Source organism: Tessaracoccus rhinocerotis (assembly GCF_007197885.1).
In the GTDB taxonomy this organism is placed as follows: domain Bacteria; phylum Actinomycetota; class Actinomycetes; order Propionibacteriales; family Propionibacteriaceae; genus Arachnia; species Arachnia rhinocerotis.
The window spans coordinates 144,795-167,515 of the sequence record NZ_VKKG01000003.1 but is presented as its reverse complement, the minus strand read 5'-3'; the positions used below and the strand labels follow the sequence as shown (position 1 = coordinate 167,515).

At 69.7% G+C, this 22,721-nt stretch carries 27 protein-coding genes; 10 read left to right on the top strand and 17 right to left on the bottom strand.

Annotated elements, in window-relative coordinates; translation table 11 throughout:
• The first annotated feature begins 228 nt into the window (after positions 1–228).
• Together FOJ82_RS08935 and mgtE are read left to right on the top strand one after the other, a co-directional pair.
• Positions 229–1,458, top strand: coding sequence for an alpha-amylase family protein (locus FOJ82_RS08935; RefSeq protein ID WP_143938143.1), 1,230 nt, complete (start codon positions 229–231; stop codon positions 1,456–1,458).
• 23 nt (positions 1,459–1,481) lie between these two features.
• Positions 1,482–2,828, top strand: coding sequence for a magnesium transporter (mgtE, locus tag FOJ82_RS08930; RefSeq protein WP_143938142.1), 1,347 nt, complete (start codon positions 1,482–1,484; stop codon positions 2,826–2,828).
• 3 nt (positions 2,829–2,831) lie between these two features.
• Here the strand turns inward: mgtE and FOJ82_RS08925 are convergent, their stop codons facing one another.
• From FOJ82_RS08925 to FOJ82_RS08915, 3 genes are all read right to left on the bottom strand, one after another.
• The gene (locus tag FOJ82_RS08925; RefSeq protein WP_143938141.1) at positions 2,832–3,197 is read right to left on the bottom strand and encodes a VOC family protein; all 366 of its coding nucleotides are present in this window, start codon (positions 3,195–3,197) and stop codon (positions 2,832–2,834) included.
• Between the two features lie 63 nt (positions 3,198–3,260).
• Entirely contained in the window at positions 3,261–4,412 is a 1,152-nt protein-coding gene (gene moeB, locus FOJ82_RS08920; RefSeq protein ID WP_246099817.1) for a molybdopterin-synthase adenylyltransferase MoeB, read from the bottom strand.
• A gap of 198 nt (positions 4,413–4,610) precedes the next feature.
• Positions 4,611–5,915, bottom strand: a complete 1,305-nt coding sequence (locus FOJ82_RS08915) for a DUF4921 family protein (RefSeq protein WP_143938140.1) — start codon at positions 5,913–5,915, stop codon at positions 4,611–4,613.
• Between the two features lie 117 nt (positions 5,916–6,032).
• On the opposite strand from FOJ82_RS08915, the gene FOJ82_RS08910 reads away from it, so the two are divergent.
• The gene (locus FOJ82_RS08910) at positions 6,033–6,929 is read left to right on the top strand and encodes an oxygenase MpaB family protein (RefSeq protein ID WP_143938139.1); all 897 of its coding nucleotides are present in this window, start codon (positions 6,033–6,035) and stop codon (positions 6,927–6,929) included.
• A gap of 45 nt (positions 6,930–6,974) precedes the next feature.
• Here the strand turns inward: FOJ82_RS08910 and FOJ82_RS08905 are convergent, their stop codons facing one another.
• A complete protein-coding gene (locus FOJ82_RS08905) occupies positions 6,975–8,138 on the bottom strand; it encodes a carbohydrate kinase family protein (RefSeq protein WP_143938138.1) in 1,164 nt (387 codons plus the stop codon).
• A gap of 65 nt (positions 8,139–8,203) precedes the next feature.
• Between FOJ82_RS08905 and FOJ82_RS08900 the strand changes: the two genes are divergently transcribed.
• The gene (locus FOJ82_RS08900; protein WP_143938137.1) at positions 8,204–9,667 is read left to right on the top strand and encodes a family 4 glycosyl hydrolase; all 1,464 of its coding nucleotides are present in this window, start codon (positions 8,204–8,206) and stop codon (positions 9,665–9,667) included.
• 9 nt (positions 9,668–9,676) lie between these two features.
• Here FOJ82_RS08900 and FOJ82_RS08895 read toward each other — a convergent pair whose 3' ends face one another.
• The 4 genes from FOJ82_RS08895 to FOJ82_RS08880 form a co-directional block, all read right to left on the bottom strand.
• Complete coding sequence (locus FOJ82_RS08895; protein ID WP_143938136.1) at positions 9,677–10,318, bottom strand: NAD(P)-dependent oxidoreductase; 642 nt, start codon at positions 10,316–10,318, stop codon at positions 9,677–9,679.
• 78 nt (positions 10,319–10,396) lie between these two features.
• Positions 10,397–11,137, bottom strand: coding sequence for an SDR family oxidoreductase (locus FOJ82_RS08890; RefSeq protein ID WP_143938135.1), 741 nt, complete (start codon positions 11,135–11,137; stop codon positions 10,397–10,399).
• 26 nt (positions 11,138–11,163) lie between these two features.
• Positions 11,164–12,120, bottom strand: a complete 957-nt coding sequence (locus FOJ82_RS08885; protein WP_143938134.1) for a nucleoside hydrolase — start codon at positions 12,118–12,120, stop codon at positions 11,164–11,166.
• Between the two features lie 13 nt (positions 12,121–12,133).
• Complete coding sequence (locus tag FOJ82_RS08880; RefSeq protein WP_143938133.1) at positions 12,134–12,712, bottom strand: DUF1349 domain-containing protein; 579 nt, start codon at positions 12,710–12,712, stop codon at positions 12,134–12,136.
• 38 nt (positions 12,713–12,750) lie between these two features.
• Here FOJ82_RS08880 and FOJ82_RS08875 point away from each other — a divergent pair, with 38 nt between their 5' ends.
• Both FOJ82_RS08875 and FOJ82_RS08870 read left to right on the top strand, forming a co-directional pair.
• Positions 12,751–13,155 carry a VOC family protein gene (locus FOJ82_RS08875; RefSeq protein ID WP_143938132.1) on the top strand — a complete coding sequence of 135 codons (405 nt, stop codon included), beginning with the start codon at positions 12,751–12,753 and terminating at the stop codon, positions 13,153–13,155.
• 2 nt (positions 13,156–13,157) lie between these two features.
• Positions 13,158–13,559 carry an MmcQ/YjbR family DNA-binding protein gene (locus FOJ82_RS08870; protein WP_143938131.1) on the top strand — a complete coding sequence of 134 codons (402 nt, stop codon included), beginning with the start codon at positions 13,158–13,160 and terminating at the stop codon, positions 13,557–13,559.
• Between the two features lie 55 nt (positions 13,560–13,614).
• On the opposite strand, the gene rplI is transcribed toward FOJ82_RS08870, so the two are convergent.
• The 6 genes from rplI to FOJ82_RS08840 form a co-directional block, all read right to left on the bottom strand.
• A complete protein-coding gene (gene rplI / locus FOJ82_RS08865) occupies positions 13,615–14,061 on the bottom strand; it encodes a 50S ribosomal protein L9 (RefSeq protein WP_143938130.1) in 447 nt (148 codons plus the stop codon).
• Between the two features lie 14 nt (positions 14,062–14,075).
• Complete coding sequence (gene rpsR / locus FOJ82_RS08860) at positions 14,076–14,315, bottom strand: 30S ribosomal protein S18 (protein ID WP_143938129.1); 240 nt, start codon at positions 14,313–14,315, stop codon at positions 14,076–14,078.
• A 100-nt stretch (positions 14,316–14,415) separates the two neighbouring features.
• A complete protein-coding gene (locus FOJ82_RS08855; RefSeq protein ID WP_143938128.1) occupies positions 14,416–14,955 on the bottom strand; it encodes a single-stranded DNA-binding protein in 540 nt (179 codons plus the stop codon).
• A gap of 134 nt (positions 14,956–15,089) precedes the next feature.
• Positions 15,090–15,377, bottom strand: coding sequence for a 30S ribosomal protein S6 (gene rpsF / locus FOJ82_RS08850; RefSeq protein WP_143938127.1), 288 nt, complete (start codon positions 15,375–15,377; stop codon positions 15,090–15,092).
• Between the two features lie 160 nt (positions 15,378–15,537).
• Positions 15,538–16,284 (bottom strand): SGNH/GDSL hydrolase family protein, encoded by a 747-nt coding sequence (locus FOJ82_RS08845; protein WP_143938126.1) that lies wholly within the window; start codon positions 16,282–16,284, stop codon positions 15,538–15,540.
• Positions 16,281–16,658, bottom strand: a complete 378-nt coding sequence (locus FOJ82_RS08840; RefSeq protein ID WP_143938125.1) for a rhodanese-like domain-containing protein — start codon at positions 16,656–16,658, stop codon at positions 16,281–16,283. Before FOJ82_RS08840 ends, FOJ82_RS08845 begins: the two co-directional genes overlap by 4 nt.
• Before the next feature lie 93 nt (positions 16,659–16,751).
• Here FOJ82_RS08840 and FOJ82_RS08835 point away from each other — a divergent pair, with 93 nt between their 5' ends.
• Complete coding sequence (locus FOJ82_RS08835; protein ID WP_143938124.1) at positions 16,752–17,825, top strand: Gfo/Idh/MocA family protein; 1,074 nt, start codon at positions 16,752–16,754, stop codon at positions 17,823–17,825.
• A gap of 91 nt (positions 17,826–17,916) precedes the next feature.
• Here the strand turns inward: FOJ82_RS08835 and FOJ82_RS08830 are convergent, their stop codons facing one another.
• The 3 genes from FOJ82_RS08830 to FOJ82_RS16195 form a co-directional block, all read right to left on the bottom strand.
• Positions 17,917–18,258: a hypothetical protein gene (locus FOJ82_RS08830; protein ID WP_143938123.1), complete on the bottom strand. Its 342-nt coding sequence runs from the start codon at positions 18,256–18,258 to the stop codon at positions 17,917–17,919.
• Positions 18,259–20,043: an AMP-dependent synthetase/ligase gene (locus tag FOJ82_RS08825; RefSeq protein WP_143938122.1), complete on the bottom strand. Its 1,785-nt coding sequence runs from the start codon at positions 20,041–20,043 to the stop codon at positions 18,259–18,261. It abuts the gene before it with no gap.
• 95 nt (positions 20,044–20,138) lie between these two features.
• Positions 20,139–20,279, bottom strand: coding sequence for a hypothetical protein (locus tag FOJ82_RS16195; RefSeq protein WP_185975695.1), 141 nt, complete (start codon positions 20,277–20,279; stop codon positions 20,139–20,141).
• Positions 20,280–20,393: 114 nt separating this feature from the next.
• On the opposite strand from FOJ82_RS16195, the gene FOJ82_RS08820 reads away from it, so the two are divergent.
• Genes FOJ82_RS08820 through crcB form a run of 3 tightly spaced genes read left to right on the top strand, consistent with a single transcriptional unit; the run spans position 20,394 to position 22,679 of the window.
• The gene (locus FOJ82_RS08820; RefSeq protein WP_246099816.1) at positions 20,394–21,794 is read left to right on the top strand and encodes a glycoside-pentoside-hexuronide (GPH):cation symporter; all 1,401 of its coding nucleotides are present in this window, start codon (positions 20,394–20,396) and stop codon (positions 21,792–21,794) included.
• 13 nt (positions 21,795–21,807) lie between these two features.
• Positions 21,808–22,299, top strand: coding sequence for a fluoride efflux transporter FluC (locus tag FOJ82_RS08815; protein ID WP_246099815.1), 492 nt, complete (start codon positions 21,808–21,810; stop codon positions 22,297–22,299).
• Positions 22,296–22,679, top strand: a complete 384-nt coding sequence (crcB, locus tag FOJ82_RS08810) for a fluoride efflux transporter CrcB (RefSeq protein ID WP_143938121.1) — start codon at positions 22,296–22,298, stop codon at positions 22,677–22,679. Before FOJ82_RS08815 ends, crcB begins: the two co-directional genes overlap by 4 nt.
• The last annotated feature ends 42 nt before the right edge of the window (positions 22,680–22,721 follow it).

Below are 22,721 nucleotides of genomic sequence, written 5' to 3'. Positions count from 1 at the left end.
TGGTTCGCGGCAGCGTGAGTGACACTCCTACTTCGAACGAATCGTAGATATAGGCCCGTCTATCTAGTCTGGGCTGCGGCTCGACAGCCTCCGGTGATCCGGGATGTCCACAACCGGGTAGTTACACCCATGTAGTTATCCACTCCTGTGGAAAACTCCGTGGACAACTCACCGGCGGGCGGGGGCAGTACGGTTGGACCGAGTCGAGTCCACGAACGAGGAGGCACCATGGGTTGGAGCGAGCACGCCATCTGGTGGCACGTCTATCCGCTGGGATTCACCGGCGCCCCCATCCGCCCCGACGACGCGGCCGGGCGCGAGCTCCGCCCTCGCCTGGGCCGCCTCGAGAACTGGTTGGACTACGTCATCGAGCTGGGTTGCAACGGCCTGCTCCTGGGCCCCGTCTTCGAGTCCGAGAGCCACGGCTACGACACCACCGACTTCTTCAGGATCGACCCCCGCCTGGGCGACCAGGCGGACTTCGACCGGCTCGTCGCCGAGTGCGGCAGACGCGGGATCCGGATCCTGCTCGACGGCGTCTTCAACCACGTCGGGCGTGGTCACCCCGCATTCGCCCGGGCAGTCGAGGGCGGCCCCGAGCGCGACCTGTTCGTGCTCGACCCGGCCACGGGTGAGCCAGCGGTGTTCGAGGGCCACGGTTCCCTGGTGGAGCTCAACCACGAGTCGCAGGCAGTCGTGGACCTCGTGGTCGAGGTGATGCTGCACTGGCTGCGCCGGGGGATCTCCGGCTGGCGCCTGGACGCGGCCTACGCCGTCGTGCCGTCGTTCTGGGCGAAGGTGCTCCCCCGCGTCCGCTCCGAGTTCCCGGACGCGTGGTTCGTCGGCGAGGTGATCCACGGCGACGTCGTGGCGATCGTCGAGCAGAGCGGGCTCGATTCCCTGACCCAGTACGAGCTGTGGAAGGCCACCTGGAGTTCACTCAAGGACGGCAACTTCTTCGAGCTCGACTGGTGTCTGCAGCGGCACAACGAGCTCCTCAAGACCTTCGTCCCGCAGACGTTCGTCGGCAACCATGACGTCACCCGGATCGCCACCACCCTGGAGGCCCCGCGCGCCGCCCTCGCCCACGTCGTGCTGTTCACGGTGGCGGGTATCCCCTCGGTCTACTACGGCGACGAGCAGGCCTTCCACGGCACGAAGTCCGAGCGCGTCGGCGGCGACGACGAGGTCCGTCCACCCTTCCCGGACAGCCCCGCCGAGCTGTCGTCCATCGGCGAGTGGGCGCACCGCCTGCACCAGGACCTGATCTCCCTGCGCCGTCGCCACCCGTGGCTGACCACCGCCCGCACGGAGACCACCGCCCTCACCAACACCTCCTACAGCTACGACGCCGTGGGCGCCGACGGCGAACGCCTGACCGTCGCCCTCACCCTCGAGGGCTCGCCCTCCGCCACCGTCACGGCGGGCGGCGAGACCCTGCTGCACGTCGCCGTCTGATCCAGCAAACCCAGGAGCAAACCATGGAAGTGCAGTCCGTCCTGGAGCCGGAGGAGTTCGAGCGCACCCTCGCGGCGCGCGACCTCACCCGTGCGCAGGAGCTCCTCGCCCGCGCGAGCACCGGCGACGTCGTCGACGAACTCGACCGCCTCCAGGCGAGCGAGAGCGCCGTCGCGTTCCGGCTCCTTCCCAAGGACCGCGCCCTCGAGGTGTTCGAGCTCCTGGATCCCGCGTCCCAGGGCGACCTCGTCCGTGTGCTGCGCACCGACGAGACCGCTGCTGTGTTCGAGCCGATGGACCCCGACGACAGGGTCACGCTCCTCGACGAGCTCCCGGCGGGCATCGCGACGCGGCTCATGTCGGGGCTCTCCGACGACGAGCGCCTCCTGACCACCACCGTCCTCGGCTACCCGAAGCGCTCGATCGGGCGCCAGATGAGCCCCGAGGTGGCGGTGGTGCACGGGGAACAGGACGTCGCCACCGCACTGGCCCACGTCCGAGACGTCGTGGACGACAGCGAGACGATCTACACGATCTGCGTCACCGACAACACGCGCCGCCTCCTGGGCGTGGTGAGCCTGCGGGACCTGATCTCTGCGGCCCCCACCACCCTGGTCGCCGAACTCATCTCCCCCGCGGACACCGCCGACGCCACCGAGCCGGCGGAGGACGCGGCCCGACGCTGCGCCGAGCGCCGGCACCTGGCACTGCCCGTGGTGGACTCCGAGGAGCGCCTCGTCGGCATCCTCACCGTCGACGACGCGCTGCGCATCATCGAGGAGGCCGAGTCGGAGGACCTCGCCCGCCAAGGTGGCGCCGAGCCACTGCGACGGCACTACCTCTCCACCCCGATCATCCGGATCGTGCGCTCCCGCGTGGTGTGGCTGCTCGTGCTAGCGATCGGCGCCAGCCTCACCGTCCAGGTGCTGGAAGTGTTCGAGGAGACCATCGGCAAACTGGTGGTGCTCTCGGTGTTCATCCCGCTGCTGATCGGCACCGGCGGCAACACCGGGAACCAGGCCGCCACCACGGTGACCCGCGCACTGGCCCTCGGAGAGGTGAGGCCCCGGGACGCGATGAAGGTGCTGGGCAGGGAGCTGGCCACCGGCGCCACCCTCGGGTTGGTGATGGGCAGCCTCGGGTTCGCCATCACCTCGCTGATCTACGACGTCGGAATCGGCAGCGTGATCGGCCTCACCCTCCTTGTGATGTGCGCGCTGGCAGCCACCGTCGGGGGTCTGATGCCGCTGTTGGCCAAGGCCGTGCGTGCAGACCCCGCGGTGTTCTCCAACCCCTTCATCAGCACGTTCGTCGACGCCACCGGCTTGGTGGTCTACTTCCTCATCGCCAAGCTGATCCTGGGTATCTGAGCCTCAATCCGTGGCGGTGGTGCCCTCGTAGAGGCCGATGTGGTTGCCGTCGGGATCCTCGAAGGCGGCCCACCAGCTGGTGGGTGAGATCTCGCCCTTGGGCATCGTGACCCGTGCCCCGTTGGCCTCCGCCTTCGCGAGCACCTCGTCGATGGAGTCGACCTCCACGTACGAGCGCGGTTGGGTGAATCCCTCCCCGCGGGGCGCGAGCCCACCGCCGGAGACCTGGTTCGGCGCCTGCCACATCGGGTAGCCCTCGAACCCCGGGATCTCGGCGATGTTCCAGCCGAACAGGTCTCCGTAGAACTTCGACGCCTTCGCGAAATCCGTGACGGGGATGTCGATGTGTGTGATGTCACCATGAGCCATTGGCCTGTCCTCACTTCGTCGGGAATCCAGACACTACGCCTCGTCACCGACAGCCGGAAGGGCTCAGTAGGTGGCCTTCCAGGGCTCCACCTCGGCGACCCAGGCCAGCACTCCCCCACGCACCACCCGGACCGACGGGTGACCGGCCGCGACGAGGAGGTCGCGGGCCTGCCGCGAGCGGACGTCGGTGCGACAGTGGATGATCAGGTCGCGGTTCCGGTCCAGTTCGACGTCGCCGGCCACGAGGCGTCCGAGCGGGACCAGGCGGGCGCCGTCGATGCTGACGATCTCGTGCTCACCCGGCTCCCGCACGTCCAGCAGGTCGAAGTCGGTCCTGCCGGCCGCCCGGTCCGCGAGCAGGGTGGAGAGCTCCCCGACGCTGATCATGCCGCCAGCGGCGTGGGCGGCCTGGGCGGCGGGCACTCCGCACCAGGCGTCGTAGTCGATGAGCTCGGTGACGGGCTCGCGGTCGGGGTCGGGCTTCACCGTGATCTCGCGCCAGCTGAAGTCGAGGGCGTCGAGCACCACCAGCCGGCCGAGCAGGCTGCGGCCGATGCCCGTGACCACCTTGATGGCCTCGTTCGCCATCGCGGTCCCCACCATCCCGGGCAGCACGCCCACCACTCCGCCCTCGGCGCAGGACGGGACCGTGCCCGGCGCGGGCGGTTCGGGGAAGACGTCACGGTAGGTCGGGCCGGCGGCGGCGTCGAAAACTGCAACCTGGCCCGCGAACTGGAAGATGGCGCCCCACACGCAGGGCATGCCGAGGATCTCGGCGGCGTCGCTGACCAGGTAGCGGGTCGGGAAATTATCGGTGCCGTCGACCACGAGGTCGTAGTCGGCAAGGACCTCGAGTGCGTTGGCGCTGGTCAGGCGGCCGTGGTGTTCCACGACCTCGACCTCGGGGTTGAGGGCGCGTACCTTCTCGGCGGCGGAGGTGACCTTGGAGCGGCCGATGTCGGAGGTCGCGTGGATCACCTGCCGCTGCAGGTTGGTGGCGTCGACGACGTCGTCGTCCACGATCCCGAGCGTCCCCACGCCGGCGGCGGCGAGGTACAGCAGGACCGGCGAACCCAGCCCACCGGCCCCCATCACGAGGACCCGTGCCGAGCGGATGCGTTCCTGCCCCGTCGTCCCGAGTTGGGGCAGCATGATCTGGCGTGAATAACGCTGCAGTTCGTCGCGGGTCATTTCTGCTGGGGCATCACTGGGCACGTCCCCATCGTCCCACGCCCGCCCGACCCAGCCCCCTGCCAGCTCGCCTGCGCTGTCGCGAACTGGCCTCCGCTCCTCCGGTTCACCTACGCTGCAGCGCAAGCGCGACCAGACGGCGCAGGCCAACCGCATCCAGCGCCAGCGATATCCGCGCAACGGTCGAGGACTGCTCGAACTCGAACCGACCCGCTGGCACGATCACCCCAGGTATCGGAGCCGGTTCCGCGGTCCGTTGCACTCGTCGCCCAACCGCATGGCGGCGATCGCGCCGTCGGAGCGGAGGTGTTCGAGCCGGGGAAGCACGCGCTCACGGAGCGCGAACGGGGAGATCGTGTTGACGTTGATCTTGGTTCCGCCCTCGAACCCGGCCACGGTGGAGACCCGCCACTTCAGCAGGACCCGCCAGGGCATGGCGACGTAGACGTCGCGCGGCTGGTGGTACCACTCCTCGTTGGTGGGAATCTCGGATCCGGTTGCGGCGTGGCAGGCGTGCAGCAGGTCCGACATCCCGCGCACCTCCTCCGTGGTGTGTTCCCACGGCACGGTGCTGGGCGACTTGGAGAACACCTCCAGCGTTGGGAACCGGTGGCCGAACCCGGCGAAGGCGACGGCGTGCTCGTTCTCCGCCAGCAGCAGCCCGTACTCCTGCGCCTTGTCCACGGCCATCTCGTTGTAGAAGTTCGGGCGCGTGCGCAGGCGCGCCAACTCCTCCTCGGCCCGGATGCCGCGCTCGTCGATGGCCACGAGTTGCTTGTGGAGGTGGTCGAAGCTGGCTCCGGCGGGCCGCAGCCAGTTCTGGAACGCGCTGACGTAGAGAACGTTGCGGTCGAAGCGGTACAGGTCGGCCATGGCCCAGATGGTGAACCGCACGAACTGGGCGTGCTCCTCCGGGGTCAGCGCACCCGACGACGCCAGCTGGCTCTCGTTGGTGGCGCCGTCGACGTAGTGCCGACGAGCGATGATGACGTCGTGGCCGCCGTCGAAGAAGTTGTCGACGTAGTCGAGGCGCTCCGCCTCCGAGAGCAACTCCCAGCCGGCGTCGTCGACGCCGTAGGCCTCGGCCTTCAGCCGCGCGACGCGCAGCACGTGCTCGCGGCCCTCGGGAGCGTCGAGGTACTCCTGCATCCGGAGCCTGATCCGCGTGGGCATGCGGTGCTTGTGGTTGTCCTCCCAGTAGTCGAGCGAGAGGATCTCGAACAAGTTGGGCACTCGGCGGAACTCGGCGCTGGTCTCGTACAGGCGGTTCGCAGCAACGGCGTCGATGCGCTCCCAGCCGGTCTCGTTGCGGACCATCCGCGCCTTCTCGGGCGGGGTGTCGAGGTAGCGCAGCTCACAGAATGCGCAGTGCCTGCCGGCGCGTTCGGGCTCGATGGGACGGTCCCGCCCTCCGGGTGCGCCCAATGGTCTGTGGCCCCTGCCGGGGACTGTCCACACCTGGGTCCCGGAGAACGGGTTCACCTGCTTTATGGTGCCGTCTGGGAGGATCTGGATGGGTTCAGCCACGCCCGCAGCCTAGTCCGGGGCCCGCCGGGTGGAAACGTCCAATGCCCAGGAAGCAGGTCACACTTTGGTATCGGTCTCGCCTCCGAAGCGTCTCGGGAGCTCGCCTACGCTTGGTTCATGTGGAATCCCGTTGAACAGCTGCGACTCGGCCTCGGACGCGTGCTTCGCAGTAGGGTGGCCGGCCCCGACGCCGACGCCAAGGCCGCCCAGATCTGGGGCGCGCCGGGTGAGCGCTGGCACGACGAGGGCGACGTCATCTGGCACGTGAACTCGGACGCGGCCATGTACGCGGGCGGCATCCGCTCGCTCCTGCTGCAGGCCCTCCACCCGGCCGCGATGGCTGGCGTGGCCGGCCACTCCGGCTATCGCTCCGACCCCTGGGGCAGGTTGCAGCGCACCTCGGAGTTCATCGCGATGACAACCTACGGACCGGTCCCCTCGGCGGAGGCGATGATCGGCCGGATCCGCGACATCCACGAACGCGTCCGCGGCAAGACCGACGACGGCACCCCCTACCGGGCGTCGGACCCGCACCTGCTGGCATGGGTCCACATCGCCGAGACCGAGAGCTTCCTCGAGGGCTTCAAGCGCTACGGAGACCGTCGCCTCACCGCCGCACAGCGCGACGAGTACGTCGCCCAGGCCGCCCCGGTGGGTGAACTCCTCGGCGCCGTCGACCTGCCTCGCACCGAGGCAGACCTGGCCGCCGCCCTCACCGCCTTCCGGCCGGAGCTGCGGGCGTCCCCCGCGGCGCGCGACACCGTCGACTTCATCCTGCGGACGCCGCCGGTCCCGTGGCCCGCCCGGCCCGGCTACTGGATGCTGGCCGCCGGGGCGATCGCGTCGCTCCCGGTGTGGGCGAGGCAGGAACTAGGGCTCCCGACCGGGCGGTTCTTCGATGCGGTCGGCAACGTCCTGGGGAAGTTCTCGACGGCAGTGGTCCGATGGGGCCTGAGTGGGCCGGACCCGCACCGTCGGAAGGCCATGGTGACCAGCGTGCGCGACACGCCGTGATCTCAGCTCCACAAGGCCCCGAAATCGTTTTCATCCGCACTGTGGTCACACCCGGCGCGGGCGGGCCTCCCCGAAGTGGGCGTGCTCACCCGCGTCGGAGGCTGACGCGAACGTGCCCTGTGCCCGGCGCACGCCCTGCACCTGGTGCTTCGGGATGAGGTCCTCGAGGAACCCGTAGTCGCGCAGGACGTGACCCGCACGGAGGTCCCCGGCGCGGGACTTGGCTGCGAGGCTGCGGTACCAGTCCGCGATGTCGCCCCAGCCGGGTGCCGCGAGGGAACCGCCGAACTCCCGCACCGCCAGCGACGAGCTCAGCGACGCGAACCGCAGCCGCTGCTCGAGCGGCCACTTCGCGATGCTGCCCAGGATGAACGACGCGGCGAACACGTCCCCGGCGCCGGTGGGGTCGATCGCCTGGACGGACAGGGCGGGGCAGAACACCTCCTCGCCGGTGGTCTGGTCGATCGCGAAGGACCCGCTGACGCCGTCGGTGACGACCGCGACCGGCACCCGGTCCGCCAGCCGGCGCACCGCGTCGCTGGGCGAGTAGGTGCGGGTGTAGTGCATGGCCTCCACCGCGTTGGGGGTGAAGGCGTGGCAGTGGTCCAGTGGCTCGAGGTCCGCCGAGTCCCACAGGCCGCTCTCGTCGAAGCCGACGTCGGCGAAGATCAGGGTGCCGCGGTTGCTCAACTCCTCCCACCAGGAGGTGTTCATCTTGAGGTCGACGGCCGCCGCGCGGGCCCGCGGGGCGGCGAGCAGGTTCGGCTCGAGCGACTCCGGCAGCCCGTGCGTGTGGGTGACCATCCCGCGGTCGCCGCGAAAAGCCATCGAGACCGTGAGAGCAGAGTGCGTGTTCTCGAACCGGCGGGAGGCGGACAGGTCGATGCGTTCCTGCCCCTCGAGGGTCTCCCACATCCAGTCGGCGTAGGCGTCGTCGCCGAATCCGGCCACCAGGCCGGTGCGCAGCCCCAGCCGGGCGACCGCGGTCGCAAGATTCGCGATCCCACCCGGGCACGAACCCATGCCCGCGCTGTGGAGCTCCTCCCCCGGCTCGGGCAGGCGCGGCAGTCCGGTGAAGATCAGGTCGAAGAACAGCGGTCCGGTGGTGAGGACGTCCAGCGGCGGGTCGCCCTGGGCTCGCGATTCGGCCAAGGGATCCCACGCCCAGCAGGTCGGGCAGAAGTCGTCGTCGTGCTCGTGGTCCTTCATGGCGATCGTCCCCCAATCGGTTACCCACAGGAGTCTATGCCGCGGGGCCGGTTAGGCTCGGAACCATGAAGCTCGTCATCCTCGGCGGCGGCGGATTCCGCGCCCCGCTCGTCCACGAAGCGGTCTGCGGCAGCGACCTCATCCACGAGGTGGTGCTGCACGACTCGTCGCCGGGCCGGCTGGACGCGGTGCGACGCGTGGTCGAGGAGAGCGCTGCCGGCCGCGAGGACACACCCCGGCTGCGGGTCACCACGGACCTGCGCGAGGCCCTGACCGGCGCCGACTTCGTGTTCGCGGCGCTGCGCGTGGGCGGGTCGGCCGGGCGGATCCAGGACGAACGGGTGGCACTGGACCTGGGGCTGTTGGGTCAGGAGACCATCGGCCCCGGCGGCCTGGCCTACGCGCTGCGCACCATCCCGGTGATGCGCGAGGTCGCCCGCACGATCGCCGACGTGGCGCCCAACGCCTGGACCATCAACTTCACCAACCCCGCGGGGATCATCACCCAGACCATGCGCGAGGTCCTCGGCGACCGCGTGGTGGGGATCTGCGACACCCCGATCGGCCTGGTACGGCGCGTCTCGCGGTTGCTCGGGGTCTCCCTCGAGCAGGACCTGGACCGCGTCGACTACGACTACATCGGGCTGAACCACCTCGGCTGGCTGCGGTCGGTGAGCATCGACGGCACCGACCGGCTGCCGCAGGTCCTCGCCTCCGACGACCAGCTCGAGCACGTCGAGGAGGCCCGGCTGATCGGCAAGGACTGGGTCCGCGCCACCGGTTGCCTGCCCAACGAGTACCTGTACTACTACCTGAAGACCGATGAGGCCATCGCACGCATCAAGGACTCCGAGCAGACCCGCGGCCAGTTCCTCCACCAGCAGCAGGACCGCTTCTACGCGCACGCCGACGGCTGCGCCTCGCCGCTGGCGCTGTGGCGCGACGTGCTCCACGAGCGGGAGGCCACCTACATGGCCGAGGCGCGCGAGGCCGACGAGGAGCGGCGCGAGGAGGACGTCGCCGGCGGCGGCTACCAGGAGGTGGCGCTGCGCGTCATGAACGCCCTCGTCACGGGCCGGCCGGAGCGGATGATCCTGAACGTGGGCAACGGCACCGGGCGACCCAACACGCCCAGCGGATCGGGACCGGAGGTGGCGGGCCACCCCTCCGACGATCCGGTGCGGCGTGTCGGGTCGGGCCCCGCCGGGCGCACCCGGCTCGCACCCGGCCGGCGCGTCGTCGAAGGGCTCCCGGACGACGTCGTGGTCGAGGTGGCCTGCACCGTCGACGGCACGGGAGTGCACCCGTTGCCGGTCGCGCCCTTGGGGCTGGGGATGCTCGGCCAGATGGCCCGCCTGCGCGCCTCGGAGCAGGCCATCGCCGACGCCGCCGCCACCGGCAGCCGGGACCGGGCCTGGGAGGGGTTCTCGCTCCACCCGCTGGTGGACTCGCCCCGCCTCGGCCGGGCGCTGTTGGAGGGCTATAGCGAGGCGCACCCGGCGATCGGGGAGCTCCTGCGCAAGCCCTGAGGGATCGGCTCAGTAGGCGGCGGTGAACCGTTCGCGACGGTGGGCCGGCTTCTCGATCTCGTCCAGGATCGCGATTCCGAGGTCACCGGCGGAGAGGTTCGAGTTGCCCTGGGCGTCGGTCACGAGGACCTCGCCGCCGAGACGGTACTTGCCGGTGGTCTCCCCCGGCGCGAACGAGCCGAAGCCACCTGCGGGGCTGAAGTAGAACCAGTCCAGGGCCTCGTCCGCGGCCCGCAGGTCGGAGAGCACCTGGGCCATCTCGAGCATCTCTGGCTTGAGCTCCGCCGGGACGTCGCCGTCCAGGATCCGCGGCCCGTCCGGTGCCACCCTCAGCGACGCGGCACCTCCGACCACGCCGAGCCGGGCCCCGGAATCCTGTGCGATCGAGGCCAGCTGCGCGATCGCGCCGCCGACTCGTCCCACCATCTCCCCGCGCGGCGGAACCGCCACCACCACCACGTCGGAGCCGTCGACGGCCTCACGGGCGACGTCCTCCTCGGCGAACGAACCGGTCCTGTACTCGACGCCGTCGAGTCGGTCCTCGGGCAGGTGGCGGCTGTAGGAGGTCACTTCGTGACCCCGTTCGACCGCCGCCTCGACGATCCCCCTGCCTGCGTACCCGGTGCCACCGATGACTGTGATCCGTGCCATTCCATTCCTCCAATAGTTGAAGACTCAACCACGACTGTACAGGTTGTCTGGACCCGACCCGAGTTCAGCGACGCAGCGTCAGCGCCCGGTGAGGTCGTCCGGCACGGGCGGCTCCGGGAACGGCTTGGGGAACCCCTCGCGAACATGGGAGACCGGGTCGCCTGCCAACTCGCGGGCCATCATCTCGACGGCCTCGTCGATGGCGATGTTGCCGTCGCGGAAGTCGATCTTGGTGCCGGCGAGGTCGGTGCGACCCACCGTGGCGAGGATCATCTGCGCCACGTTCGCGCGCGAGGTGTCGCCCCCGGTGACGTGGTTGCCGAACTCGATGTGGTTCGACCCCTCCTCGAGCGTCAGCCTTCCGGGACCGAGAATGGTCCACACCAGCTCGGACCTGCGCAGGTGGCCGTCGGCGTCGGCCTTCGCCTCGGCGTACGGGCGGAAGGAACTGTCCTGGGGTACGTCGTCGCGGCCGGCGCCGGCGTAGGACACCATGATGAACCTGTCAGCGCCCTCGGCCTGGGCCGCGTCGATGGTCCGGATGGCGGCGTCCCTGTCGACGGCGTAGGTGCGTTGCGGATTGCCACCGCCGGCCCCCGCGGACCAGACCACGGCGTCGTGACCCCGGACGAGCCCCCCAATCGCGTCGCGGCCGAGGCTCTCGATGTCCGCGACGAGCGCCGTCGCCCCCGTGGCCTCGACGTCGGCCACCTGTTCCTCGGACCTGATCACCGACGTCACCTGGTGACCCACCCCCACCAGGAGCGGAGCGGCCAACAGGGCCACCTGTCCATGTCCTCCGATGATGATGATCCTCATGCCTCGACCCTACCGGCGTGCCCCCGTCAGGCCAGGGCTTCGAGGAAAAGCCTCCGGTAGCGGGCGCCGTCCACGTCCGTGACCACCTCGACGGGGCCGTCGGGTTCCTCTGCCGGGCGTGCCGTGTCGGTGCTGGTCCGCAGGTCGACGACGGTGCGGCCGCGGGTGATCCCCGGAGCCAGGGACACCGACACCGGCGCGCGACGCCTCGTCACACCCTCCGGGTCGATCACTGCGCAAACGGCGCCCGCGTCGCCGATCCCGACGACGCGGCCGCCGGAGGCATCCTCCCCGGTGACGCCGTCCAGGTGGGCGAGCAGGTCCCCGGCGGTGCGCCGCAGGGGATCCCCGGCGGCGCGGAGCCGCGCGATGTCATCCGCGTCGCACGTCACCCTCCGGAACGGCTCGAGTCCGTACATCGTCACGGGCAGCCCACAGCCGAGCACGATCTCGGCGGCCTCCGGGTCGTGCCAGACGTTGAACTCGGCCGACGGGGTGGCGTTGCCGACGAAGATGGCGCCGCCCATCATTGTGATGCCGGCGATGCGCTCGGCGAGCCGTGGGTACATCCGGAGCAGGACGGCGATGTTGGTCAGGGGCGCGAGCGCGATCAGGGTCACGGCCTCGGAGGTGGCCTCCAGCGTGGCGCGGAGCAGTTCGACCGCGTGCACGGGCTCGACTCGGCGCCCGTGGGCCGGGCGGGCCAGGTCGGCCAGTCCGTTGCCGCCGTGGACGTGGCCGGCGCTGCGGGCGGGCTCCACGAGGGGCGTCGACATACCCGCCGCAACCGGGACCGGGCCCGCGCCGGAGAGCTCGAGCACGGCGAGGGTGTTGTCCACGACCTGCTCCAGCGACGCGTTGCCCGCCACGCACGTCACCGCCCGCACGTCGAGGGCGGGATGCCGGACGGCGAGCATCAGGGCCAGGGCGTCGTCGACGCCGGTGTCCACGTCCAGCACCACTGGTATCGGTGTCCGCGTCATCGCGTGCGCCTGCTCAGTGGAGCGAGTCGTCGGCGGCGGTGAGGCGCCAGTCCAGGAAGCGCACGCGCAGGCCCGCCCGGGTGGGGGCGCAGGCGAGCGGGCCGGCGTTCAGCTCCGCCGCCTCGGGGACGGGGATGACGCGCAGGAACTGCCACGACTCGTCGTCGCGGCGGGCCCTGATGGTGACGGCGTCGCCGGTGCGGGAGGCGCGGATGGTGACGCGTCGGCCGTTCCAGTCCGGGACGGGGGCCACGGACCAGTCCGAGCGGGGCCACGTGACCACGGCGCCGGCCTGGAGCAGGCCGTCCGCGTACTCGACGCCCGCCTTCACCCAGTGCTCCTCGTCCTGGCGCAGGAAGATGCCTGCCTGGTCGAACTGCTCGGAGAAGTCGACGGCGATCTCCACCTCCATGGCATGGTCCTGCGGGAACGGCACGACGAGCGCGTGCTCGGAGTCGTGCACGAAGCCGTAGCTGGTGTGGCGCCAGGCGTCGCTGCCCTCGGCGGCCTCCACCACGAGCGCGTCACCGTCCTGCTTCACCGCCACGGGTTCGTGCGTCCAGGTGCCATCTGCCCAATTGATTCGCGTCATGGCCCCAGCATGCCGCACCGGTACGTAGGATTCGCCACATGACGGAACCCGAGATCCACGGCATCCACCACGTCACCCTGACCGTCACGGACGTCGGGGCCGCTGCAGAGTGGTTCAACCGCGTGCTGGGGTTCCGCCTCCTGACGCGGCTGGAGCACAACGGCCTCGACAAGGCACTCAGCAAGCGCGGTTCGGTGATGGTGACCTTCATCAACCACGGCGACGCCGACCCGGCGGGCTTCGACGAACGGCGGGTTGGGCTGGACCACCTGAGCTTCGCCGTCACCGACGCCGAGCTCGATGCCTGGGGCGAGCGACTGGACCAGCTCGGCGTCACCCGATCCCCTGCCGCGAACGGTCTGAGCGGGCGACTGATCGCCTTCCGCGGCCCCGACGACATCGCGCTCGAGTTCTACACCCTCCCGGCCGAGCGGGGGCAGTAGCAGTGGCCCACCCACCCAGGTTCAGCGAGGACGACCCCTACCTGCAGCGCTTCCGGGACCTGGCGCTGGCGCTCCCCGGGGCCGGGGAGAAGATCGCCCACGGGCGGCCCGTGTTCTTCACGAGGAAGGTGTTCGCCTACTACGGCATGAGCACGAAGACGGACGGGGAGTGGGTGCAGCACCCGCAGTCGGTGTGCCTGCTGCTGTCCGAGGACGAGCGCCTGGCCGCTCGGGGACTGCCCACCTGCTGGGTGCCCGGCTACATCGGCCCGTTCGGCTGGCTCGGGTTCGACATCGACGAGGAGACCGACTGGGACGAGCTGGCCGAGTGGGTGGACGACTCCTACCGAATGACGGCACCGAAGAAACTCGTCGACGAGCTGGACGGGCGCGCGGGCGGCTGAGAACGCGAAAGACCCCCACCGCGAACGGTGGGGGTCCTCCGGAGTTGCTGGGCGATCAGCCCTCGACGACCTCGAACGGGACGTGAGCGGTGACGGCCTGGTGCAGCTTGACCTCGGCGGTGTGGGCCCCGAGGGACTTGACCGGCTTGGTGAAGCTGACGGTGCGCTTGTCCAGCGACGGGCCGCCGGCCTTCTTCACTGCCTGCACGAGTGCGGAGGCGGTGACGGAGCCGAACAGGTGTCCCTTGTCGGAGACCTTCGCGGGGACCGAGACGGACAGCTCCTCGAGCTGCTTGCGGATCTCGGCGGCGTGCTCGACGCCACGGATCTCGCGAGCGTCACGAGCGCGCTTGATGCCCTCGATCTGCTTCTCGTTGCCCTTGGTCCAACGGATGGCCTTGGACTGGGGAAGCAGGAAGTTGCGGCCGTAGCCGTCCTTGACCTCGACGACGTCGCCGGCGATGCCGAGCTTGTCAACGGTGCTGGTGAGGATGAGCTTCATGAGTTCTTCTCCTATCAGCGAGCGGTCGAGGCGTAGGGCAGCAGGGCCACCTCACGGGCGTTCTTGACGGCGAGGGCGACCTTGCGCTGGTCCTGGACGGACAGTCCGGTCACTCGACGGGCGCGGATCTTGCCCCGCTCCGAGATGAACCGCTTCAGCGTGTTGGTGTCCTTGTAGTCGATGTTGGCGACGCGAGTCGTCTTCACCGGCATGATCTTCTTCTTGTTCACAGGCTTGCGCTGTGGACCGGCCATTGTGGTGCTCTCCTTGTGTGCTGGGCCTGGTCAGACCCTGGAAGCCCGTCTTTCGACGGAATGTGCCAGCTGGCCGTGTTCGGCCAGTTGTAGCTGTGGATCAGAACGGAGGCTCTTCGGCGTTGGACTGTGCCCACGGATCGTTGCCACCGCGGTTGCCGCCGGCGTTTCCGCCACTGCTGCCCCACGGGTCCTGCGATCCGGAGTTGTTGCCCTGGGCGCCCTGGGAGCCTTGGTTCTGGTTGCCCTGCCAGTTGCCGCCACCGCCGCCGCCACCGCTGGTGCGGGTGACCTTGGCCGTTGCGTAACGCAGTGCGGGACCAACCTCTTCGACGTCAACTTCGAACACGGTGCGCTTCTCGCCCTCGCGGGTCTCGTAGCTACGTGCCTTCAGGCGCCCCTGAACGATGACGCGGGACCCCTTGGAGAGGGTCTCGGCAACGTTCTCGGCGTACTGGCGCCAGACCGAACAGTTGATGAACATGGCCTCGCCGTCTTTCCATTCATTGGTCTGACGGTCGAAGTTGCGGGGCGTCGACGCGACGGTGAAGTTCGCGACGGCCGCACCGTTGGGGGTGAAGCGCAATTCGGGGTCGGCGGTGAGGTTGCCGACCAGCGTGATCTGGGTTTCGCCTGCCATGTCTTGCTGCCTTCCGAGTGATTGGTCTTTCGATCCTAGTGGGTCGCCCTGACGGCCGACCGCGGTAGCTGGTAACCACACTCTGGGAGTTCGTACCCCCGGGTCGTCACCGGCGACGGATCGTTGTGGAAAACTCAGTCCTCGAGACGGAGAACCTTGGTCCGGACGATCTGCTCGTCGATGCCCATGAGACGGTCCATCTCCTTGACGACGGCGGGCTCAGCGGTGAGCTGGACCACGGCGTAGAGGGCTTCGGACTTCTTGTTGATGTCGTAGGCGAGACGACGGCGGCCCCAGATGTCGATGTTGTCGACCGTTCCGCCACCCTTGGTGATGGTTTCGAGGTGCTTGTCAACGACGGTGGGAACCTGTCGCTCATCCACGTCTGAGTCGATGAGAATCATGACTTCGTACTTGCGCATGCGCAGCCCAACCTCCTTCGGACTAACGGCCACGGGCGGTTCCCGCGGCAGGAGGGCGTGGCCGACGTGTGTCGGCCGACTCCCGACTCTACCCGAGCCCGAGCTACCCGGCGAAATCACAGCCGCGACGACCCGGCGCGACCGCTGTCCGCAGCAGGCGTCAGCGCGACGCCGCGAGGTTGGGCAGCACGCCCGAGGCCTCGATCGCGTCCCAGAACGCGTCGGCCCAGGCCCGGTAGCCCTCGTCGTTGGGGTGGAACCAGTCCTTCGCCGTACTGCGGTGGTAGCGGAAGTACCCGAGCTTGCGGGACGGCTCGTGCAGCTCCACCAGGTGGTGGCCGCGCTCGGCCACCAGCTCGGCCGCCTTCTGCGCCATCGCCACCGACTGCCTGTCCATGCCCGGGATCATCACCCACGGCACGTCCGCGATGAAACTGCCACGGGGGACCGTGGAGAGGATGGTGGACAGCGAGTCCGTGAACTTCTCCAGGTTGCTGTGGGGAAAGATCACGTCGTTCGCGCCGATGTCCATGGTGACCACGTCCGGGGTGAACGGCAGGGACCGGAAGGTGGCCAGCTGGTCGCGCACGACGTCGGCGCTGACCGCACCGGAGACGGACAGGTTCGTGACGGCCACCGGACGGCCCGTCGCCTCGGACAGTCGGGTGGCGAGCAGGCCGACGTAGCCCTTGTCCACCCTCGAGGCACCCACGCCCTGCGCCGCCGAGTCGCCGAGCGCAACGTAGTGCAACACGTCGGCGGGATGCTCGGTGGGGCGGTTGCCCCAGTGCGTGGCGTACTCGTCGACGTGGCGGTTCACGGTCCTGCGCCCGTTCAGGTAGTCCGCCGCGAGGACCCCGAGGCCCACCACGGCGGCGCCGACGATTCCCGCCCGCACCCAGTTCATCGTCGCCTCCGGTACGGACCCGGGATCACGGGGTTGCCGTCCCTGGACCAGGCGATCAGACCGCCCGCGATGCACTCGGCGAGCACGCCCTTCTCACGCAGTTGTGCGGCCGCCACGGACGAGCGCAGCCCGTTGTCGCACATGACGATGATGGCGGCGTCGTGCTCGGCCAGCGGGTCGTCGCCGAAGATTGCAGCGACGTGGTCGGTCTGGAGTTCCTTGGGATCGACGGGGCGGGCGCCGGGGGCGTGTCCCGCCTCGTACTCGCGCTGCGTGCGCACGTCCACCAGGACGGCTCCACGGCTGAGCGCGAGCATGGCGTCGTCGACGCCGAGACCCGGCAGCTTCTTGCCCAGGAAATCCATCAGACCCATGCGGTCAATCGTGCCGCGTCGCCGGTCCAAAACAAAGCGCGACCGCACCACTAGGGTGGGGGCCACGGGGAACCACACAGCAGGAGTTGAGCCATGACATCCGACGGCGCCACCTACGCCCCCGACCCGATGCCGAGCCCCGTCGTCGGGCCCGGCGAGTTCACCTTCGGGGTGATGCACCTGGACCACGGCCACATCTACGGCATGACCGAAGGCCTGGTCGGCGCGGGCGCCACCCCGAAGTGGGTCTACGACCGGGACCCGGAGAAGGCGGCGGCCTTCCGGAGGCGCTTCCCCGACGTCGCGGTCGCCCGCAGCGAGGAGGAGGTGCTCGCCGACGACGACGTCGCGCTGGTCGCCGGTGCCGCCGTCACGTCCGAGAGGTGCGCGTTGGGGCTGCGCGTGATGGAGGCGGGCAAGGACTACTTCACGGACAAGGCGCCCCTGACCACGCATGCGCAGCTCGCCGCCGCCCGCGAGGCCACCGCCCGCACCGGCCGAAAGTACGCCGTGTACTACTCCGAGCGGATCCACAACGAGGCCGCGGTGATGGCCGAGCAGCTGATCGGCCGGGGCGCGATCGGCCGCGTGATCCAGGTGATGGGGATGGGACCGCACCGGCTCGGGACGGGCCGGCCCGACTGGTTCTTCGAGAAGGCGTCCTACGGCGGCATCCTGTGCGACATCGGCAGCCACCAGTTCGACCAGATGCTCACCTTCGCCGGGGCAGGCTCCGCGCGGCTGACGCATTCCGCGATCGCGAACCACGCCCACCCCGAGCACCCGGAGCTCGACGACTTCGGGGAGGCCTCCGTCGTGATGGACACCGGCGCCACCGGCTACCTGCGCGTGGACTGGTTCACCCCCGACGGCCTCAGCAACTGGGGCGACGGCCGCACGTTCGTCCTGGGCACGGAGGGCTACATCGAGCTCCGCAAGTACGTGAACATCGCCACGGGACAGGGCGGCGGGCACGTGTTCCTGGTCGACGGCGAGGGCGAGCACCACGTCGACGTCACGGGCACCGTCGGCTTCCCCTACTTCGGGCAGCTCGTACTGGACTGCCTGAACCGCACCGAGAACGCGATGACCCAGGAGCACGCGTTCCGCGCGGCCGAGCTGGCAGTCACCGCCCAGCGCGACGCCGAGGTGGTCGGCCGGGGCTGAGTGGGTTTGGTCTCGACACGCGTCGCTCGTTCCTCGCGGCGCCACTCGACCAACGGGGGTGCCGTCTCGCTGGCCGCGGGTCGAGGCCAGGTCAGAGGATGCCCAGCATTGCGAGCCCCCAGCACATCACCAGCACGGCGGCGATCAGGCCGAGCAGCAGGAAGCCGAGCAGGCGCCGTCGGGCGGACCAGACCACGAAGGCCGGGATCGCCAGCAGGGCGATGCCGAGGGCCACGTACGCGATCCGGATCCCGATCCCCGGCCCGGCCTCGGGCGCGAGGTCGGTGCCCGACGACAGGTTCCCGGGACCCGCCAGCAGCGCGAACACCAGCAGCGGCAGCACACCGGTCAGGACCATGGACAGGGCACCGAGTCCCACCAGGATAGCCACCGGCCACTGCGACCACCAGGTCTCCCTGCCGCCGCGGCCCATCTACTCTCCCTTGCGGAGACGCTCCAGCCGCGTGTACATCTCCTCGATGGCGGCCTTGAACTTCTCCTCCACCTGCCGACGGCGAACCTTCAGCGTGGGCGTGAGCAAACCGTTCTCCATGGTCAGGTCCTCGTCCATGACGGCGGTCTCCTTGGGACGGTCCTGCGACGGCAGGTGCGCCGTGATGGCCTCCACCCGCCTGCGCAGTTCTTCGCGCAGCTCGTTGCTCTTCAGCCAGTCGGCGACCTCGCCGGGCCAGTCGCCGATCTTGGCCAGCTCCTCCACCTGCGGCAGCGACGGCTTGACCAGCAGGGTGATGAAGGGCCGGTTGTCGCCGAGCAGGACGGCGTGCTCGAACAGCGGGTCGGAGAGGATCAGCCCCTCGATGGGCTGCGGGGCGACGTTCTTGCCGCCGAGGGTGACGATGATGTCCTTGATGCGGTCGGTGATCACCAGGTAGCCGTCGGTGTCGACGTAGCCGGCGTCGCCGGTGTGGAGCCAGCCGTCCACGATGGCCTCGTCGGTGGCCTCCTGGTTGCGCCAGTAGCCGGCCATCACGTTGGGGCCGCGGTAGAGGATCTCGCCGTACTCGCCAATCTTCAGCTCCGAGCCCTTCATCACGCGACCGGCGGTGCCGATCTTGAAACCCTCGGGCGAGTTGAAGCTGACCAGCGGCGACGCCTCCGTGAGGCCGTAGCCGGTGGACACGGGCATGCCGACGGCCGAGAAGAACTCCTCGATCTCCTTGCGGATGGGCGCCCCGCCGCAGGCCAGGACTGTCTTGGGTCCGCCGAGGGCGTCGCGCACGTTGCCGAGCACCAGCTTGTCTGCCAGCGGCAGCTGGGCACGCCACCACGGCGAGGGCGTGCGACCCTGCCGGTAGGCGTGCTGGTTCTTGGCGCCCACCCGCAGCGCCCAGCTGAAGATCCGGCGCTTCACCGCCGACGACGCCACCTTCGCGTGCGCGGTCGCGAACACGGTCTCGTAGAGCTTGGGGACGCTCACCATCAGCGTCGGCTTCGCCAACACCATCTGCTCCGCGACGGTGCGGGCGTTGGCGACGTAGGTGTTCATGCAGCCCTTGAGCAGGACGACGGTTGTCCAGGCGCGCTCGAGGGCGTGCGACAGCGGCAGGAACGCGAGGGAGTGGTCCTCGGGGCCGAACGAGAAGAGCTCCTCGAGGGCCTCCTTCTGCTTGATCAGCGCCTGGTGCTCGAGCATGACGCCCTTGGGGTCGCCCGTGGTGCCGGAGGTGTAGATGATGGAGGCGAGGTCCTCGCCCCGGGCGTCATTCAGCCGCGCCGCGATGGCGCCGTCGTCCGGGGTGCTGCGGAAGTCGTCGTAGGAGACGACGCCCTCGGGCAGCGGCTCCCACGGCTCGATCACGACGACCCGCTCGAGCGCGGGCAGCTCGTCGGTGACCTCCAGCAGGCGCTCGGCCTCGGACCGGCCTCCGACGAACATGACGCGGACGTCCGAGTCACCCGCGATGTGGCGGATCTGCTCCGGGGTGGAGGTGGAGTAGAGCGGGACGGGCACGGCGCGCGCGGTGAGCGCACCGAAGTCGATCTCGGACCACTCGGGTGAGTTGGCGGCGAACAGACCGATCCGGTCGCCCGGCTCGATGCCCAGGTCGAGCAGGCCCTGGGCCACCTCGTCGACCTTGCGCCCGAACTGGGCGAAGGTCTGGGTCTCCCACGCGTCGTCGCGGCGGATGCGGGTGGCGGTGCGGTCGGCGTGCGCGGCGACGGTGCCACGCAGGCGGACGGCGAGGTGTTCGATCATCGGGTCTCCTCGGATCGGCTGGCGTGATCCAAGGCTACTGGTCCGCAAACCTGCGGTGGGTCGGCGGGTCCCCGCAGCCGACCCACCGTCGCGGTTCACTCCGCGGCGTCGCGGCCCTCGGCGGGTGCCTGCGGATGCTCCCGCTCGGGGGTCTCGTCGCCGGGATCGACGGCGCCCTCCGCGGGCTCCTCCGAGTGCGTTCGCTGGGTCTCCTCGGTGTTGGGCTGCTCGGTCATGCGGCTCTCCTTCCAACGGTGCGGACTTTTCCCCACACTAGGCGCTCGACGGCTCGCAAACCGCTGTTCGGGGCAGGTCCACCCGCCCGGCCTCGGCGTGCGAGACTGTGCCACGTGAGCACCGCAGCCGCGACCGGCCCCCACCCCGGCGACGTCGTCGACCCGCGGCCCTGGCGCAACCGGATGGCCTTCGGGCTGGGCACGCTGGGCCGCGACATGACAGCCGCCATGGTGAGCATGTTCCTGATGTTCTACCTGACCGAGGTGCTCGACGTCTCGGGCTCGATGGTGGCGGCGGTCACGGTGATCCTCGTGGTGATGCGCATCTTCGACGCGGTCAACGACCCGTTCATGGGCGTGCTCGTGGACAACACCCGCACCCGCTGGGGCAAGTTCAAGCCGTGGATCACCGTCGGGGCACTGCTTTGGGGACTCACCACGGTGCTGATGTTCGTGGACACCGGGCTGCAGGGGGTGGCGTTCCTCGTCGTGTTCACGCTGGTCTACCTGGGCTGGGAGATCAGCTACACCATCAACGACATCTCCTTCTACGGCCTGTTGCCGTCGCTGACCCGCAACCAGAAGGAGCGCGAGGCCATCGGCGTGATCGCGCGGATCTGCGCCAACATCGGGCTGTTCTCGGTGGTGGCCGCCATCGTGCCGGTGACGACGATGCTGGGCGAGCGGTTCGGGAGCCTGCAGCAGGGCTGGTTCGCGCTTGCGATCATCCTCTCCGTGGTGATGGTGGCGTTCCAGTCGTTGACCGTCCTGTTCGCGCGGCAGCGGGTGGAGGTGCCGGCCGAGCACACCCCGGTCCGCGACCTCGTGCGGGTGATCGGGAAGAATGACCAGCTGCTGTGGGTCACCCTCGGCATGCTGCTGTTCATGGCCGGCTACAGCGGCACCACCAGCCTGGGCATCTACTACTTCAAGTACGTCTACGGCGACGAGGGCATGTACTCGGTCTTCGCCATCGTCCTGGGCGTGGCCCAGCTGGCCGGGCTGGCGGTCTTCCCGCTGGTGGCGAGGGTGCTGCGCCGTCGGGCCATCCACCTGCTGGCGACGGTGCTGTGCGTCGTCGGACTGCTCGTGTTCGCGCTGGCGGGCCAGAACATGCTGGTGATCGGCGCGGCCGGCGTGCTGCTGTTCGTCGGGCAGGCCTTCATCCAGCTGCTGATGCTGATGTTCGTGGCCGATTGCGTCGAGTACGGCGAGTGGAAGCTCGGCCGTCGCAACGAGTCCATCACGTTCTCGCTGCAACCTTTCATCTACAAGGGGTCCAACGCGCTGGGCACCGCGCTGGTGGGGATCGCTCTGGTGTGGTCCGGCATCAGCGAGATCTCCTCGCCCGCGGAGATGACCGAGGCCGGTGCAGGTGTGTTCAAGATCGTGATGATGATCATCCCGATGCTGCTGATGGTGCTGAGCTGGGTGATCCTGCGCACCAAGTACCGGATCGACGAGCAGCGCTACGCCGCCATCATCTCCGACCTCCGCGCCCGTGAGTCCGCCTGAGGTGGGACACCCCGTGCGAGACCTCCGGCCCGGGCACCACGGCGAGCTGCCGCTGGACCCCGACGTCGGCGTCGACGACCCGCTCGGGCCGGGCACTCCCCCGTCGCCCCGGGTGCCGTACCGCGACCCGCGCGCGTTGCTGCTCGTGTTCCTCGGCGGGACGCTGGGCACGGGCAGCCGCGAGGCCCTGAGCCTGGCCCTCCCACCCGTCGACGGCGTCGCCTGGACCATCGTGGCGGTCAACGTGCTGGGTGCGTTCGCCCTGGGTCTCCTGCTCGAGTCACTGGCCCGGCTGGGTCCCGACCACGGCCGCAACCGTGCCCTGCGCCTGCTGCTGGGAACCGGCTTCATGGGCGGGTTCACCACCTACAGCACCCTCGCGACGGGCACGGCGGTCCTGCTCGGCGACGGGCGGCTGGGGCCGGCACTCCTGTTCGGGCTCGGCACGGTCCTCGTCGGCGGCGCCGCGACGTGGCTGGGGATCGCGGCCGGGGGGCGACGATGACCCTGCCCGTCTTCCTCGCCCTGGCACTGGCCGGTGGTCTCGGCGCCGTGTGCCGCTTCGTCTTCGACGGTTTCCTCACGGCCCACTCCCCGAGGAGCGGCCTGCCGCTGGGCACCATCTCGATCAACCTGACCGGCTCGTTCGCCCTCGGCCTGCTCACCGGCCTGGCGACGTCGGCGCTGGTGCCCGAAGGCTGGCACCTTGTGCTCGGCACCGGGTTCCTGGGCGGCTACACCACCTTCTCCACCGCGAGCTTCGAGACCGTCCGCCTGCTGCAGGAGGGTCGGCGGGGCACCGCGATCGTGAACGGACTCGGGGTCGTCGTCCTTGCGACGGCGGCCGCCGCGCTCGGCCTCGTGCTGGGTGCCGGCGTCGCGTGAGGTCGGTTTCGGCGCGTCGGTCCGCCCTGTGTTGCAGAATCG

Coding starts and splice junctions, on each gene's coding strand:
- rpsF (WP_143938127.1), bottom strand. CDS start 15,377: ATGCGCAAGTACGAAGTCATGATTCTCATCGACTCAGACGTGGATGAG.
- rplI (WP_143938130.1), bottom strand. CDS start 14,061: ATGAAGCTCATCCTCACCAGCACCGTTGACAAGCTCGGCATCGCCGGC.
- FOJ82_RS08840 (WP_143938125.1), bottom strand. CDS start 16,658: ATGGGTCTGATGGATTTCCTGGGCAAGAAGCTGCCGGGTCTCGGCGTC.
- FOJ82_RS08880 (WP_143938133.1), bottom strand. CDS start 12,712: ATGACGCGAATCAATTGGGCAGATGGCACCTGGACGCACGAACCCGTG.
- FOJ82_RS08830 (WP_143938123.1), bottom strand. CDS start 18,258: ATGGGCCGCGGCGGCAGGGAGACCTGGTGGTCGCAGTGGCCGGTGGCT.
- FOJ82_RS08900 (WP_143938137.1), top strand. CDS start 8,204: ATGAAGCTCGTCATCCTCGGCGGCGGCGGATTCCGCGCCCCGCTCGTC.
- FOJ82_RS08855 (WP_143938128.1), bottom strand. CDS start 14,955: ATGGCAGGCGAAACCCAGATCACGCTGGTCGGCAACCTCACCGCCGAC.
- mgtE (WP_143938142.1), top strand. CDS start 1,482: ATGGAAGTGCAGTCCGTCCTGGAGCCGGAGGAGTTCGAGCGCACCCTC.
- FOJ82_RS08885 (WP_143938134.1), bottom strand. CDS start 12,120: ATGACGCGGACACCGATACCAGTGGTGCTGGACGTGGACACCGGCGTC.
- FOJ82_RS08925 (WP_143938141.1), bottom strand. CDS start 3,197: ATGGCTCATGGTGACATCACACACATCGACATCCCCGTCACGGATTTC.
- FOJ82_RS08825 (WP_143938122.1), bottom strand. CDS start 20,043: ATGATCGAACACCTCGCCGTCCGCCTGCGTGGCACCGTCGCCGCGCAC.
- FOJ82_RS08905 (WP_143938138.1), bottom strand. CDS start 8,138: ATGAAGGACCACGAGCACGACGACGACTTCTGCCCGACCTGCTGGGCG.
- FOJ82_RS08890 (WP_143938135.1), bottom strand. CDS start 11,137: ATGAGGATCATCATCATCGGAGGACATGGACAGGTGGCCCTGTTGGCC.
- FOJ82_RS08875 (WP_143938132.1), top strand. CDS start 12,751: ATGACGGAACCCGAGATCCACGGCATCCACCACGTCACCCTGACCGTC.
- FOJ82_RS08845 (WP_143938126.1), bottom strand. CDS start 16,284: ATGAACTGGGTGCGGGCGGGAATCGTCGGCGCCGCCGTGGTGGGCCTC.
- FOJ82_RS08835 (WP_143938124.1), top strand. CDS start 16,752: ATGACATCCGACGGCGCCACCTACGCCCCCGACCCGATGCCGAGCCCC.
- crcB (WP_143938121.1), top strand. CDS start 22,296: ATGACCCTGCCCGTCTTCCTCGCCCTGGCACTGGCCGGTGGTCTCGGC.
- rpsR (WP_143938129.1), bottom strand. CDS start 14,315: ATGGCCGGTCCACAGCGCAAGCCTGTGAACAAGAAGAAGATCATGCCG.
- FOJ82_RS08910 (WP_143938139.1), top strand. CDS start 6,033: ATGTGGAATCCCGTTGAACAGCTGCGACTCGGCCTCGGACGCGTGCTT.
- FOJ82_RS16195 (WP_185975695.1), bottom strand. CDS start 20,279: ATGACCGAGCAGCCCAACACCGAGGAGACCCAGCGAACGCACTCGGAG.
- FOJ82_RS08935 (WP_143938143.1), top strand. CDS start 229: ATGGGTTGGAGCGAGCACGCCATCTGGTGGCACGTCTATCCGCTGGGA.
- FOJ82_RS08895 (WP_143938136.1), bottom strand. CDS start 10,318: ATGGCACGGATCACAGTCATCGGTGGCACCGGGTACGCAGGCAGGGGG.